The following is a 15332-nucleotide window of genomic DNA, read 5'->3' on the forward strand; positions in this document are numbered from 1 at the left end:
CGAAGACGACGCGGAAATCCGAACCGCCATGCGCACGCTGCTGGCCGTTATCCAGCTGGACAGCGTGAACGAGAGGGAACAGCAGGAAGCTATCGAAAAACTGGCCGACAGCCTGAACCCCTCCGCCCTGAATGCACTGACCGCCTACCAGCCGCCGAACACGGCGCTGAAAAAACTGGCCACTGCCGCCATCCAGAAGATCAACGACCGGCGTGACCGCTATGCCCGCGCCGAAACGATATTTTTTGGCCTGAGCCTGGGCTCGGTGCTGGCGCTGGCCGCCATCGGGCTGGCCATCACCTTTGGTGTCATGGGCGTGATCAACATGGCGCACGGCGAACTGATCATGATCGGCGCCTACACCACTTATGTGATCCAGTTACTGATGCCGGAACATACCGGCATTTCCGTGATCGTGGCCATCCCGGCGGCCTTTATCGTTTCGGGGCTGGTCGGCATGGCCATAGAACTGACTGTGATCCGGCATCTCTATGGCCGCCCGCTGGAAACCCTGCTGGCGACATTCGGCGTCAGCCTGGTATTACAGCAAACCGTTCGCTCCATCTTCTCACCGCTAAACCGCAGCGTCGAAACCCCGCAGTGGATGTCGGGCGCCTTTCAGATCAACGAGGTACTGGCGCTGACCTGGAACCGCTTCTATATCATTATTTTCTGCCTGGCGGTGTTCGTGGCGCTGATCCTGGTGATGAAAAAGACCCTGCTGGGCCTGCAGGTACGCGCCGTCTCGCAAAACCGCCTGATGGCGCGCGCCATGGGCGTGCGTTCCAAGTGGGTCGACGCCCTCACCTTTGGCCTGGGTTCCGGGATTGCCGGCATGGCCGGCGTGGCACTGAGCCTGCTGACCAACGTCGGTCCCAACCTCGGTCAGTCGTACATTATCGATTCCTTCATGGTGGTGGTGTTTGGCGGGGTCGGCAACCTGTGGGGCACACTGGTAGCCGGCATGAGCCTTGGTGTGATCAACAAGGTGCTGGAACCCTGGGCCGGCGCCGTGCTGGCGAAAATCCTGGTGCTGGTATTCATCATCCTGTTTATCCAGAAACGTCCCACCGGCCTGTTCCCGCAACGCGGCCGCGCGGCGGAGGATTAGTTCGTGTTCATGCTGGAGCTTTTACGCAACGACAAACCCGGCAGCTGGATGCTGGCGACCCTGCTGGTGGTCAGCATCGCGGTGCCGGTACTGAACCTGCTGGTGCCGGAGGGCAGCGTCTTCCACCTGTCCACCTATACCGTTACCCTGCTTGGCAAATACCTCACCTATGCGCTGCTGGCGCTGGCCGCCGACCTGGTATGGGGTTATCTCGGCATTCTCAGCCTGGGACACGGTGCCTTCTTTGCGCTGGGCGGCTATGCCATGGGCATGTACCTGATGCGCCAGATCGGCGAGCGCGGCGTGTACGGCGACCCGCTGTTGCCGGACTTCATGGTATTCCTGAACTGGCAGGAGCTGCCCTGGTTCTGGCACGGCTTCGACCAGTTCTGGTTCGCCGCGCTGATGGTGCTGCTGGTACCCGGCCTGCTGGCCTATGTGTTCGGTTACCTGGCATTCCGCTCGCGCGTCACCGGTGTATACCTGTCGATCATCACCCAGGCCATGACCTATGCACTGATGCTGGCTTTCTTCCGTAATGAGATGGGCTTTGGTGGCAACAACGGGCTGACCGACTTCAAGGACCTGCTGGGTTTCGACCTGCGCGCCGACGGCACCCGTATCGGCCTGTTCCTGGCCTCGGCCGCCGCGCTGGCCATGGCCTACCTGGCGACCCGTTACATCGTCGGTTCCCGGCTGGGACTGGCCAGTGTCGCGATTCGCGACGCCGAAAGCCGCACGCGCTTTATCGGCTACCGGGTGGAAAACATCAAACTCTGGGTGTTCGTGTTCTCGGCCATGCTGGCGGGTGTTGCCGGCGCGCTCTACGTGCCGCAGGTCGGCATCATCAACCCCGGTGAGTTTTCACCGCTGAATTCCATCGAGCTGATCATCTGGGTGGCCATCGGCGGGCGCGGCACCCTGTACGGTGCGGTCATCGGCGCGTTGCTGGTCAATTATGCCAAAACTTACTTTACTGCGGCGCTTCCCGAAATCTGGCTGTTCGCGCTGGGCGGCCTGTTCATTCTCGTGACCCTGTACCTGCCGAAGGGCATTGTCGGGTTGCGCAGGATGCGGGAGGCACGCGCATGAAACCGGTACAGGCCTTGCGTGAATTCACCCGCCGCGACCGGGTGTTTGAATTCCTGATAAAACCCCTGCCGCCACAACTCGATGTCAGCCATAATATCATCCTGTACCTGGAAGACCTGAACAAAAGTTTCGACGGCTTCAAGGCCATCAACAATCTCAACCTGTATATCGAGACCGGTGAACTGCGTTGCATCATCGGCCCCAACGGCGCCGGCAAGTCCACCATGATGGACATCATCACCGGCAAGACACGGCCCGACACCGGGCAGGCCTGGTTCGGCCAGCGCCTCGACCTGCTGAGTATGGACGAGCCGGAAATTGCCGAGGCCGGTATCGGGCGCAAGTTCCAGAAGCCCACCGTGTTCGAAAACCTGAACGTATTCCAGAACCTGGAACTGGCCATGTCCCAGGACAAGCGGGTCTGGCCGTTGCTGGTGACGCGCCTGTCCGGCGAACAGCGCGACCTGATCGACGAGGTAATGAATATCATCGGCCTGCAGGACCTGTCTGCCGACCCGGCCGGGAAACTCTCCCACGGCCAGAAGCAGTGGCTGGAAATCGGCATGCTGCTGATGCAGAAACCGGCCCTGCTGCTGGTGGACGAACCGGTGGCCGGCATGACCCACCAGGAAATGGAACGCACTGCGGAACTGCTGACCTCACTGGCCGGCAAACACTCGGTGGTGGTGGTCGAACACGACATGGATTTCGTCCGCTCCATTGCCCGCAAGGTGACGGTGCTGCACCAGGGCAGCGTGCTGGCCGAAGGCAGCATGGCCGACGTGCAGAACGACCCGCGGGTCATCGAAGTGTATCTGGGGGGATGACATGCTGACCATTCGCGAACTCAACCAGTTTTACGGGCAGAGCCACACCCTGTGGGACATCGAACTGGATGTACCGACGGGCCAGTGCACCTGCCTGATGGGGCGTAACGGCGTCGGCAAGACCACCCTGCTGAACTGCATCATGGGCGCGCTGCCGCTGGCATCCGGTGAAATCATCTACCGTGACACGCCGCTGCACAGCCTGCAGATGGAGCAGCGCGCCAGGCTCGGTATCGGCTACGTCCCGCAGGGACGGCAGATTTTCCCCATGCTGACCGTCGAGGAGAACCTCGAAATCGGCCTGCCCGCACGCCCCGACCGCAGCCGGAAAATTCCGGGCTTTATTTATGAACTGTTCCCGGTGCTGGAAGAAATGCGTCATCGCCGTGGCGGCGACCTGTCCGGCGGCCAGCAACAGCAACTGGCGGTCGGCCGCGCACTGGTCATCGACCCAAAGCTGCTGATACTGGATGAGCCGACGGAAGGCATACAGCCGAATATTGTTGCCGAAATCGGTGACATCATTGGTAAACTCAACCGTGAGATGGGCATGACGGTGCTGCTGGTGGAACAGAAACTCCCCTTTGTAAAAAAAGTGGCAGACCGGTTTTGCATCCTCGACCGCGGCCGCCCGGTCGCCAAAGGTTCCGTGGATGAACTCTCGGAAACGCTGATCAAGGAATATCTCACGGTATGACGCCAGCCCCCCTGCCCCTGCCACCTGACGAGACGCACGACAGTGGCTGGCGGGCGAGTCTGGAACTGGGTTTTGCCCCGGCTGGCGAGCGTACCGTGCTCGAACACAGCCGGCATGTTGGCCCGTTGCGTGTACAACGCCCCTTCTACCCGGAAGGCAACCTCGCCCACGTGTATATCCTGCACCCGCCCGGTGGCGTGGTGGGCGGCGACCGCCTGACTATCTCCGTGGATGTCGCGAACGGCGCACAGGCACTGTGTACCACACCCGGCTCCGGCAAGTTTTACCTGAGCGCCAGTGATGAAGCGCGGCTTGAACAACACCTCCACATCACCCGTGGTTCCAGCCTGGAATGGCTGCCGCAGGAAAACATCCTGTTTGCCGGTGCCCGACTGCAGACCTCTACCCGGATTGAACTGGACGACGATGCGGTATTCATCGGCTGGGACATCACCTGCCTGGGACGCCCGGCCTGCGAAGAACGTTTCGCGCACGGCACACTCAGGTCACGCCTGGCGTTTTATCACAACCGGGAACTGCTGCTGGTGGAAAACCAGCGCGTACTCGGCGAACAGCAACTGAACGCTGCCACCGGCCTGCGCGGTCAGCCTGTACAGGCTGTGCTGCTGGCCTTTCCCTGCACGGCAGCGCACCTTGAAGTGGTAAGAGATACACTGGCACAACAGCCGGCCTCGCCACTGATCGGCGCCACACTCATCGGTCAACTGCTGGTCGTGCGTACACTGGGTGATGACAGCGGAACACTGAAACAGACCCTGATAACGATCTGGAAAACCCTGCGGCCAAAACTGCTCGAACGGCCCGCGATTGCGCCACGCATCTGGGCCACCTGACATGAACAGCCTGCGAAAAAGAGACTGCCTATGGAACTGACACCGCGAGAAAAAGACAAGCTGCTGTTGTTTACCGCCGCGCTGCTGGCCGAACGCCGCCTGGCGCGTGGCGTGAAACTCAACCACCCGGAAGCGGTGGCCTATATCAGCGCCGCCATTCTCGAAGGCGCGCGCGACGGGCGCACAGTGGCCGAACTGATGCACGACAGCCGCGGACTGTTGACAGCTGACCAGGTGATGGACAGCGTCGCTGAAATGATCAACGAGGTGCAGGTGGAAGCCACTTTCCCCGACGGCACCAAGCTGGTGACCGTGCACCAGCCCATTATTGCGACAGGCACTGCAAAAGCCGGGGAGATCAAGGTCGGCGATGGCGATATAGAACTCAACGAAGGTCTGCCGACACTGACCCTCGAAGTGGCAAACACGGGCGACCGTCCCATCCAGATCGGTTCCCACTATCACTTTTACGAAACCAATAATGCACTGGAATTCGAGCGCGACAAAACCCGCGGTTACCGCCTCAACATCCCGGCCGGGACCGCCGTGCGTTTTGAACCGGGGCAACGGCGCACCGTCGAACTGGTCGCCTATGCAGGCAATCGCACCGTGTACGGTTTCCAGGGCCACGTCATGGGCGAACTGGAGGACAACGAATGACAACCATGAACCGACAGGCCTATGCCGAGATGTTCGGCCCGACCACCGGCGACAGGGTGCGACTGGCCGACACGGAACTGTGGATCGAGGTGGAGAAGGATTTCACCCGCTACGGCGATGAGGTCAAATTCGGTGGCGGCAAGGTGATTCGCGACGGTATGGGGCAATCGCAGGCCATCGCAGCGGATGTTGCCGACCTGGTGATCACCAACGCGCTGATTGTTGACCACTGGGGCATTGTAAAAGCCGACATCGGCATCAGGAACGGTCGTATCACCGGCATCGGCAAGGCCGGCAACCCGGATGTACAACAGGGTGTCGATATTGTCATCGGCCCCGGCACCGACGTGATCGGCGGCGAAGGGAAAATCGTCACCGCGGGCGGCATCGATGCACACATTCATTTCATCTGCCCGCAACAGATCGAGGAAGCCCTGTCGTCGGGCATCACCACCATGCTGGGCGGTGGCACCGGCCCTTCCACCGGCACCAATGCGACGACCTGCACGCCGGGGCCGTGGAACATTCACCGCATGCTGGAAGCCGCCGACGCCTTTCCCATGAACCTCGGCTTTCTGGGTAAGGGCAACGCCAGCCTTCCCGACGCCCTGCGCGAACAGGTCGAGGCCGGCGCCATGGGGCTGAAGCTGCACGAAGACTGGGGCACCACGCCGGCAGCCATCCGCAATTGCCTGAGTGTGGCGGAAGACCATGATGTACAGGTGGCGATTCACACCGACACCCTGAATGAATCCGGTTTTGTCGAGGACACCATCGCCGCCTTCGAGGGCCGTACCATTCACACCTATCATACCGAGGGCGCCGGCGGCGGGCACGCGCCGGATATTATCCGCGCCTGCGGCCTCGACAATGTGTTGCCGTCTTCGACCAACCCGACACGGCCCTATACCGTCAACACCATCGATGAACACCTGGACATGCTGATGGTCTGCCACCACCTCGATGCGAACATCGCCGAGGACGTGGCCTTTGCCGAATCGCGCATCCGCCGCGAGACCATCGCCGCCGAAGACATACTGCATGACCTCGGCGCCTTCTCCATGATTTCATCAGACTCGCAGGCCATGGGCCGTGTGGGTGAAGTCATTACCCGCACCTGGCAAACGGCACATAAGATGAAAGTGCAACGCGGCACACTGACGGGCGACAAAACCGATAACGACAACAACCGCGTGAAACGCTACGTGGCCAAGTACACCATCAACCCGGCCATCACCCACGGCATTGCGCACGAAGTCGGTTCCGTCGAGGCCGGCAAGCTTGCAGACCTGGTGCTATGGTCACCGGCCCTGTTCGGTGTCAAGCCGGCGCTGATCGTCAAGGGCGGCATGATCGCGCACGCGCCGATGGGCGACCCCAACGCATCCATTCCCACACCACAACCGGTACACTACCGCCCCATGTTCGGCAGTTTCGGCAAGGCCCTGACCTCGACCAGCCTGACCTTTGTTTCCGCGGCCTCGCTGACAGCCGGTATCGCTGAACAACTGGGCGTGCAGAAAAGGGTGAGTGCCGTTAAAAATTGTCGCAACGTGAAGAAACAGGATCTGATTCATAACAGTTACACACCCGATATCGAGGTCGATGCACAAACCTATGAAGTGCGTGCCGACGGTGAACTGCTGAGCTGCGAACCGGCTGATGTGCTGCCGATGGCACAACGGTATTTTCTGTTTTGAACAGTACGATACCCACACGCCGCGTCATTCCGGGCCTGACCCGGAATCCAGAACATTCAACACCCTGGATCCCGGCCTGCGCCGGGATGTCGAATGAATCAGACCTTGGCATCATGGATACCGGATCAAGTCCGGCATGACGGGGCACATGAAAGTAAAACGATGATAGAACTTACACAAATTATAGAGACGGACAGCGAACCCGACGCTTACCTGACCCTGCCCATCGAGCAGCGGATACGCAGCCGGTTACGCGTGTCACTGGACGACGGTCGTGACGCCGGCCTGTTCCTGCCACGCGGCACGCTGCTGCGCGGTGGCGACCGGCTGGGCAGCGAGGACGGGCTGGTGGTTGAAATTATCGCCGCCGATGAAACCGTCACAACGGTGCATTGCGACGACCTTGCGCACCTTGCCCGGGCGGCCTACCACCTGGGCAATCGCCATGTCCCGCTACAGGTCGAACAGGGCTGGCTGCGTTACCTGCACGACCATGTCCTCGATGCTATGTTACGGCAAATGGGGCTGGAGCCGGTTGTTGAACAGGCGCCCTTTGAACCCGAGGCGGGCGCCTACCAGCAAGCCGCGCACGGGCATCACCACGGACACGAACATACCCATTCACATGAACACAGCCAGTAACGAGGAGCTTCCCATGAAACCAGCCTGTAAACGTATCATCATTCTTGCCGCCTGCCTTGCGTCACCGCTGGCGCAGGCGCATGACAACAGCCTGGCCACCGGCCTGCTCGCCGGCCTTGCCCACCCCCTGACAGGTCTCGATCACCTCGCTGCACTGATACTGTCCGGTTTTCTGATCGGGCGACTTGCCAATGGTAAAGCCCTTGCACTGGCCGGCATGGCTGGTGCACTGGGACTGGGGGCGGCGGCTGGCATCATGCTGGGCGTGCAAGCAGGGGTTGAAAGTCTTGTCCTGCTGTCCCTGCCTGTATTGCTTGCATTTCAGTGGATCAGAAACCGTGGCAGGCTGCAGCTTGCTGTGGGTGCCATGGGCCTGTTCATGGTTGCGCACGGCTGGGCACACGGCGTCGAAATACACGGTGCAACATCGACTTTTGTCAGTGGATTTCTGCTGACGTCTTCTTTCATACTGGTGTTGTGCGCGCTGGTTTCCCACTACACATCATTCCGGAAAATCTCACCGGCCGACAACCGCTCTCATGCCTGATCAAGACCTGCCTGGCCTGCGCCTGCTGCAACTCATCAGCCCCACCCTGCCGACAGGTGCCTTCACCTATTCGCAGGGACTGGAGTGGGCTGTCGAGTGTGACTGGGTATGTAACGAACAGGATACCCGCAATTGGTTGCAATCGGTGTTGAACGACAGCCTGCAGACGCTTGAACTGCCGGTACTGGCCCGACTGTATGAAGCTGTGAACGAGAACAGCCATGAGGTGTTTCAGTACTGGAGCCACTGGCTGTACGCCAACCGGGAAACCTCCGAACTGCGCGATGAGGAAACACAACGCGCACGTGCACTATATACCGTCCTCGGGAATCTTCCGGACAGTCAGCACTGGCATGAACTGGAAAACTGGCGGGATGCCCTGTTGCAATGTCAACTGTCAGGCTACGCACTGGCGGCCAGCCACTGGCAGATCAACCTGCCCGATTTACTGCGCGGCTTTACCTGGAGCTGGCTGGAAAATGCCGTAGCCGCCGCCATCAAACTGGTGCCACTGGGGCAGACCGGAGGCCAGCGCCTGCTGTATGAAATGAGCGCGGAAATTGGCGGGATCGTTGAACAGGCGGCCACCTTTGATGACAACAGCCTCGGTGCCAGCACCCCCGCACTGGCCATCGCCAGCAGCCTGCACGAAACCCAGTACAGCCGTTTATTCAGATCATAACCAGGAGACAACATGACCCGTTCAACCCCCTTACGCGTCGGTGTCGGCGGCCCGGTCGGCTCCGGCAAGACCGCCCTGCTGGAACAACTGTGCAAGGCCATGCGCGACAACTACAACATCGCCGTGGTCACCTATGATATCTATACCCGCGAGGATCAGCGTATTCTCACCGAGGCACAGGCACTGGACGCGGATCGCATTGTTGGCGTGGAGACCGGTGGCTGCCCGCACACCGCTATCCGTGAAGACGCCTCCATGAACCTGGCGGCGGTTGAAGACCTGTCACGCAAGTTCACCGACCTCGATATCATCTTTATCGAAAGCGGTGGCGATAACCTCAGCGCCACCTTCAGCCCGGAACTGGCGGACCTGACCATTTATGTTATCGATGTTGCGTCTGGCGAGAAAATCCCGCGCAAGGGTGGTCCGGGTATTACCAAATCCGACCTGCTGGTTATCAACAAGATCGATCTTGCCGAGATGGTCGGTGCATCGCTTGATGTGATGAAAGCCGACAGCGAACGCATGCGCGGTGACAGGCCTTTTGTGTTTACCCAGTTAAAGAGCTGCGAAGGGCTGGATGTGGTTATCGCGTTTCTGGAACGTGAAGGTATGTTATTGAATGCTCGCGGCGCAACCAGCACGCCCTGAAGTAAAATCCAGACCGGTTATATCTGGCAAGCAACGTCCGAGTAAGAACGGCTTTGGTTGCGACCCTGTGCCTTGCCAAAATAGAGGGCCTGGTCGGCCTGGCGAAGCATGTGTTCCAGCAGGTCATCTTTTTGTTTTATATCGCCACCTACAAAAGTGGTGATGCCAATGGAGGCCGTTACGCGGATTGTTCCATGCTGCTCCGTGTTGAAATGAACAGCACGCAATGAGTCCAGGATACGGTCGGACATCTGCCTGGCACCACTCTCGTCAGTATTGGGCAGCGCCAATGCAAACTCCTCACCACCAAATCGCGCCAGGATATCACCCTCACGGGTCTGCGCTTTCATCAGAGCGGCCGTAATCTGCAGAACACGGTCGCCCATGGCGTGTCCGTGGGTATCGTTGATCTGCTTGAAATAGTCGAGGTCGACCATCAATACACTGAACGGCTGCCGGTGTCTCATCGCCAGCGACAGCGCCGTACTCGCTTCGGAAAAGAAAAACCGGCGGTTATGAAGGCTGGTCAGTTCGTCTATTATCGACAGCTGGTGATAACGGCGCTTGAGTTCTTCCGCCTCGGACAGCGCCTGCTGTAACTCCAGCGTACGGTTCTGAATTTCTTCTTCCATCTTGTGGTAGTAACGCCAGTTGGACAGAATCTGCCCCAGAAAACTGGCAAAGACATGCAGCAGGCGTTCATGCGTATCATTGAACGCATACGCTTCGCTGTGGGAAACATTCACCACCCCCAGTACACGCCCGTTTATCTGGATCGGCGCACAGATCAGTGAACCGATCGTATCATTACCGATGCGTCGCTCGGGTGGAAGAAAACGGCTTTCGGATTGACAGTCATGACAATGCTGCAGACGACCGGTCTCTGCAGACATCCCGATGATGCCCTGACCAAGCTGGAAGGTCATGGGTTGACGTGGTTTGCAATGTGCCGGATCCTTCTCCGGCTTGTCCAGCATGTCATGCCAGTCCAGACCGGTGGCACAACTGAGAACATTGTTTTCCAGAAGAAAGATAGAACAGCGCTCCATATCATGGTTTTCCATCAACACCCGCATGGCACTGTTCAGGAGACCGCTTTCGTCAGGATGACGGAACGTCAGGGACGAGAGCGCTTTCAGTGCTGACAGATCTCCCAGCAAGCGCATGAAGCGATCACTGAGTTCGTGATAAGCCGTGGCAAATGGCGTGCTGTCCATCCTTACCTGTTCCTCGCCAGGATGTCGGCCAGCGCCATAACCTGATCCTGGTTGCCAGACAGGCGTTCCAGCGCTGTTACCACCTTGTCTTCACTGAGCTGGAGGACATTATCCCCGGGCAAGATACATTCCTCCGACCACTCGCCATTGCCAAGGTAATTGGCGTTGATCAGTTGACTGCAATAGCCAACCAGGCCAACCGAGCGCCAGCCGTCACCCCGGTACCCCGGGTCATCGTGGTTGGCGATGATATGAACCACTTTGGGGGGGAGATGCCACTTGTGCCCCAATACCACAGCCGCCTCGGTTCCGGTGAGCCCAAGGATTTTTTCCTGCAACTCGGGAATTGAGGCATTGGCGTCCCTGTCGCTTTGTGCCAGCACTTCACACATGCCTTCCAGGAAGGAATGGATCAGTACCAGTTCCCCCATGTTATGAAGCAGACCTCCCAGGAAAAGGTATTCCCGGGCACCCTGCTCCAGTTCGGCATAGGGAGCAAGGTGAGTCGCCAGCGTGGCTGTCTGAACTGCGAGGTACCAGTACCGGTCCAGTTCAAACCGCGGGCATCCGCTGGTATCGAAGTGCGAACTCAGGGCGATGCCAAGGGCCAGGTGCTTTACCAGATTCAGCCCCAATACTCGCACGACAGCAGTGGCAATATCATAGATCGGCGCCTGCGTGTTGAAGTAAGCCGAATTAGCCACGCCAATAACACGGGCTGTCAGCCCCGGGTCGCATTCGATCACCTCGACCAGGCGAGGAATTTCGATCTCTTCCTTACTCAGCTCAATCAGCAGATCCCGGGCGACAGGTGAAAGCGGCGGCAAATGCAGAAGCTCCTGGATCTGGGCGCGCGGATTATGGTGAGGGGATGCAGTAAGCCCCATGCTCATACCCTGCCACCAGATATCAGGTAATGATTCCGGGGACTATGAATAACCTGTTGATATAACCACATGTCTACAAACAAAATCCTGGAGTTTCCGGGAACACGGGACCGGCCATACCGATCCTCTATATTATCGTTCGGAATGGCAAAAATTTTAGCTCGGGAAAAGAACCTGGATGTTAGTCGCCTGACTGAGCGGTACGCCTGGCAAACCAGATGATATGTCGCGCCCCCTTCGAACCGCGCGCACGAACACGCACCTCGTCCACTTCAAATCCAACCTTCCGCAAGCGCTGGTGAAACTCCGGGTCCGGGCCGGCCGACCACACAGCCAGTAGCCCGTTGGGACGCAACGCTGTATAGGCCGCATTCAACCCGTTCATACCATAGAGCCAGTCATTCTCCTTGCGCGTGAGCCCTTCAGGACCATTGTCCACATCCAGCAGAATCGCGTCATAGGCGGTTGATTCTGCCCTGAGGATTTGAGCTACATCCATCTCCCGCACCGTCACACGCGGATCACGGAGGGGATGACCGGCCAGCGCACCAAGCGGCCCTGTATTCCACGCCACCACAGCAGGCAGCAACTCAGCCACCACGACCTGTGCCTGTTCACCAAAGTGCAGGAGTGCTGCAGCCAGGGTAAAGCCCATGCCCAGCCCACCGATGAGTAATCGCGGGCTGGCGCAGTCCGCCAACCTGGCATGGGCCTGCTCCGCCAGCGCATCTTCAGAACCATGGACACGGCTGTTCATCAACTCACCGCCACCGGCGAATTTTATCGAGAATTCATCACCACGCTGGTACAGCTGCAGCACCCCTCCATTGCCAGGCACCTGCGTGCTGTCGAGTAAAACCCAGGGCGTCATCCGAGCTTTCTCGCCTTGAAAAAGCGACCTTTTATTTTTCCCGAGGAAAGTTGTTGTAATGCCCTGTCTACCAGGGTGCGCTCGATAGCGACATAGGCCCGTCGATCAAAGACATCGATCTTTCCAACCTGGTCGCCAGTGATACCCGATGCATTAGTCAATGCGCCAAGAATATCACCGGGGCGCATCTTGCTCTTGCGCCCTCCATCGATGCACAAGGTAACCATGGGTGGTCTGAGGTCCTGCTTGTGATCGACATTTAAACCATCCAGCTCGGCGAAACTGACCGGACTTTGCTGGTAATCCTCAATTGCATTCACCCGATGAGACTCTGCGGCAATATACAGGCTGAGGGCCAGTCCCGATTTCCCTGCACGACCGGTACGACCAATACGATGAATGTGTACCTCCGGATCCTGGCTCAACTCGAAATTGATCACTGCTTCGAGGTCCTTGATATCGAGACCCCGCGCTGCAACGTCGGTCGCCACCAGAATAGAACAGCTCCTGTTGGAAAACTGCACCAGCACCTGGTCACGTTCGCGTTGCTCCAGGTCGCCATGCAACGCAAGTGCGCTGAAGCCTTTTGCCCGCAGTGTATCTGCGACCCCCTGGCATTGTTGTTTCATGTTACAGAAGATCACGCAGGAGGCAGGTGTATAATGTCTGAGCAGCGTTACCAGTGCAGCAATACGCTTGTCCTTACTGGCCACTTCATAAAACACCTGTTCGATCCTGCTTTGAGTATGGGTTGCCTCAACACTGACCCGCTCGGGATTTTTCTGCATCGATGCACTGATGTTCTTAATCGACACCGGGTAGGTCGCGGAAAACAGCAGGGTTTGTCGTTCAGCCGGAGTGGCGGCAACAATTTCAGCCATGTCATCGTAAAACCCCATATCAAGCATTCGGTCGGCTTCGTCCAGAACCAGGGTCCGGAGCCTGTCCAGTTTGAGTGAGTCCTTGCGCAAATGTTTCAGAACGCGTCCGGGTGTACCAACGATGATATGCGCACCATGTTTTAACGAACCCGCCTGTGGCCCGTAGGGCACGCCACCGCAGAGCAGTAGCAACTTGACGTTAGGGGTGGCACTTGCCAGACGGCGTATCTCCTTGCCAACCTGGTCAGCAAGCTCCCGGGTGGGGCACAGTACCAGCGCCTGTACACACCGGCTACGTGTATCCAGCCGGCTGAGCAGACCTATGCCAAATGCCGCTGTTTTCCCGCTTCCCGTCTCGGCCTGGGCAATGAGGTCGTTACCTCGCAGTATAACCGGCAGGCTCTGCGCCTGAACCGGCGTCATGACCTGGTAACCCATGGAATCAAGATTGGCCGTCAGGGCGGCATCCAGTTCCAGTGCTGAAAAAGAAGTGGCAGCAGGTTCCATCAGGATCCGGGTAACCCGGGCTCCGGTTTGCCCAGGAAAAAGCCCTGGGAATAATCCACACCCAGCTCTGTTACCTTGTCCAGTACGGCCTGTGAGTCAACATATTCCGCAACGGTTTCCATACCCATACGACGGGCAAAATCCACCAGGGTCCGGGTGACCAGTTCCGAGTTCCTGTCATCGTTGATACGTTTGATAATGGAGCCGTCTATCTTCAGGTAATCTGCATTGAGGTTCATCAGGTGGGTGAAATTGGAGTAACCTGTACCGAAGTCATCGATAGCCACGCGACAGCCCAGTGCCTTGATCCCGGCAATAAAGTGGCTGACCTCTTCGTAGTTTTCTATGCCCTCGCTCTCTATCAGCTCCACTATCACACGATCTGCCACGTTATATTTACTCAACATCTCCTTAAAATATTCAACAGTCTCGTGGTTGCGGATATCTTCAACGGTAAAGTTGAGAGAAATGCTGACGGGGCTGTTACCCATCATGGCAAGACTCTGCTCGATCATGGCACGGGTCAGCATGGCATACTGTCGTGTACGTTTGGCCGCTTCAAGAAAGTAAAAGGGTGTAACAATACTGCCATCATCGTCGATCAGGCGCACCAGCGCCTCGTACTTCTCACACCGGCCGCTGGCATTGTGAATGATGGGCTGGAAGAAGGGCCTGATCCGGCCGTCTTCCAGGGCCGTACTCAGCTTGTTGGCCCAGAGAATATTCTGCTTCTGGCGCTCGGCATCCTGCAGCGCATTCTCATCAACCGCATAGCCCTCGTTTCGTTCCCTGGCCATGTGCAGGGCCTGCTCGGCACCGGCAATCAATGACGTACTTTCACGACCGCTGATGCCTGCACTCGCTGTAAGATGTATTTCCGGCTCACCGATCGCCAGGTGACTGTGTCTGAGTGTTTCGACAATCTTCGCCACCAGTTGCTTGAATGAGGTGAAATCAAGAGAGATATCAGCCAGCACACCGAACTGGTCACGCCCCATTCGATACAGCCGCACACCGTCCGGCAACAGGCGGGCGATTTCCCGACTGACGGCGACAAGCACAGCATCACCGGTCTCCAGTCCGTAGAAAGTATTTATTGCCTTGAAGTTATTAATATCAATAACTGCAAAGCGCGGCGCCTGCATGGACAAGGTGTCCTGCAACAGGCGCGTACGGTTTGGCAACCCGGTCAGGTTATCGGTCGTCTGTTCCTTGATAAGGCTGTTCTTGCGACGGTTAATAAAAATGAAGATGCCGATGACCATCACTGTCACAGCCGCCAGAACGGTTAATACCAGCGGCACCAGACGCGGATGGCGATCCAGGAAAGGAAGTGGCCTGTTGATTATTTTTGCCTTTTCCAGGAGATCGTCATTGAGCCGTACGCCGAAATGCTGCAATACCTTCCAGTCGAACACCAGTTCACCAGGACTTTCAGTAACAGGTTCTATTCGGGAAACGGCTTCACCACGAATAATCCGTGCTGCAAGCCGGGCAGCCGCTTCA

Annotated in this window: 16 protein-coding genes; 11 read left to right on the top strand and 5 right to left on the bottom strand. The window is 58.1% G+C overall.

Features of this window, described 5'->3' with window-relative positions:
* From urtB to ureG, 11 genes are all read left to right on the top strand, one after another.
* A partial coding sequence (urtB, locus tag ACW81B_RS02895; protein ID WP_491578706.1) for an urea ABC transporter permease subunit UrtB occupies positions 1–1111 on the top strand: 1111 nt, incomplete at its 5' end.
* 9 nt (positions 1112–1120) lie between these two features.
* Positions 1121–2203, top strand: coding sequence for an urea ABC transporter permease subunit UrtC (gene urtC / locus ACW81B_RS02900; protein ID WP_491578707.1), 1083 nt, complete (start codon positions 1121–1123; stop codon positions 2201–2203).
* Positions 2200–3030, top strand: a complete 831-nt coding sequence (gene urtD / locus ACW81B_RS02905) for an urea ABC transporter ATP-binding protein UrtD (RefSeq protein WP_491578708.1) — start codon at positions 2200–2202, stop codon at positions 3028–3030. The genes urtC and urtD overlap by 4 nt, the downstream gene beginning before the upstream one ends.
* A 1-nt stretch (position 3031) precedes the next feature.
* Positions 3032–3727 (top strand): urea ABC transporter ATP-binding subunit UrtE, encoded by a 696-nt coding sequence (gene urtE / locus ACW81B_RS02910; RefSeq protein ID WP_491578709.1) that lies wholly within the window; start codon positions 3032–3034, stop codon positions 3725–3727.
* Positions 3724–4581 carry an urease accessory protein UreD gene (locus ACW81B_RS02915; protein ID WP_491578710.1) on the top strand — a complete coding sequence of 286 codons (858 nt, stop codon included), beginning with the start codon at positions 3724–3726 and terminating at the stop codon, positions 4579–4581. Before urtE ends, ACW81B_RS02915 begins: the two co-directional genes overlap by 4 nt.
* Positions 4582–4611: 30 nt before the next feature.
* Entirely contained in the window at positions 4612–5241 is a 630-nt protein-coding gene (locus tag ACW81B_RS02920) for an urease subunit gamma (RefSeq protein ID WP_491578711.1), read from the top strand.
* Complete coding sequence (gene ureC, locus ACW81B_RS02925) at positions 5238–6941, top strand: urease subunit alpha (protein WP_491578712.1); 1704 nt, start codon at positions 5238–5240, stop codon at positions 6939–6941. Before ACW81B_RS02920 ends, ureC begins: the two co-directional genes overlap by 4 nt.
* A gap of 162 nt (positions 6942–7103) precedes the next feature.
* Complete coding sequence (ureE, locus tag ACW81B_RS02930; protein WP_491578713.1) at positions 7104–7583, top strand: urease accessory protein UreE; 480 nt, start codon at positions 7104–7106, stop codon at positions 7581–7583.
* Between the two features lie 13 nt (positions 7584–7596).
* Entirely contained in the window at positions 7597–8130 is a 534-nt protein-coding gene (locus ACW81B_RS02935; RefSeq protein ID WP_491578714.1) for a HupE/UreJ family protein, read from the top strand.
* On the top strand, positions 8123–8812 hold the full coding sequence (locus tag ACW81B_RS02940) for an urease accessory protein UreF (RefSeq protein ID WP_491578715.1): 690 nt from the start codon (positions 8123–8125) through the stop codon (positions 8810–8812). The genes ACW81B_RS02935 and ACW81B_RS02940 overlap by 8 nt, the downstream gene beginning before the upstream one ends.
* Positions 8813–8824: 12 nt before the next feature.
* A complete protein-coding gene (ureG, locus tag ACW81B_RS02945) occupies positions 8825–9463 on the top strand; it encodes an urease accessory protein UreG (RefSeq protein ID WP_491578716.1) in 639 nt (212 codons plus the stop codon).
* Positions 9464–9480: 17 nt separating this feature from the next.
* On the opposite strand, the gene ACW81B_RS02950 is transcribed toward ureG, so the two are convergent.
* From ACW81B_RS02950 to ACW81B_RS02970, 5 genes are all read right to left on the bottom strand, one after another.
* Positions 9481–10680, bottom strand: coding sequence for a sensor domain-containing diguanylate cyclase (locus ACW81B_RS02950; RefSeq protein WP_491578717.1), 1200 nt, complete (start codon positions 10678–10680; stop codon positions 9481–9483).
* A 2-nt stretch (positions 10681–10682) separates the two neighbouring features.
* Complete coding sequence (locus ACW81B_RS02955) at positions 10683–11573, bottom strand: HDOD domain-containing protein (RefSeq protein WP_491578718.1); 891 nt, start codon at positions 11571–11573, stop codon at positions 10683–10685.
* A 175-nt stretch (positions 11574–11748) separates the two neighbouring features.
* Positions 11749–12438, bottom strand: coding sequence for a spermidine synthase (locus ACW81B_RS02960; RefSeq protein WP_491578719.1), 690 nt, complete (start codon positions 12436–12438; stop codon positions 11749–11751).
* Positions 12435–13826 (bottom strand): ATP-dependent RNA helicase DbpA, encoded by a 1392-nt coding sequence (gene dbpA, locus ACW81B_RS02965; RefSeq protein WP_491578720.1) that lies wholly within the window; start codon positions 13824–13826, stop codon positions 12435–12437. Before dbpA ends, ACW81B_RS02960 begins: the two co-directional genes overlap by 4 nt.
* Positions 13826–15332, bottom strand: a 1507-nt coding sequence (locus ACW81B_RS02970) for an EAL domain-containing protein (protein WP_491578721.1), incomplete at its 5' end; no start/stop codon positions are given. The genes ACW81B_RS02970 and dbpA, both read right to left, overlap by 1 nt.

It is taken from the genome of Thiogranum sp., assembly GCF_058323355.1.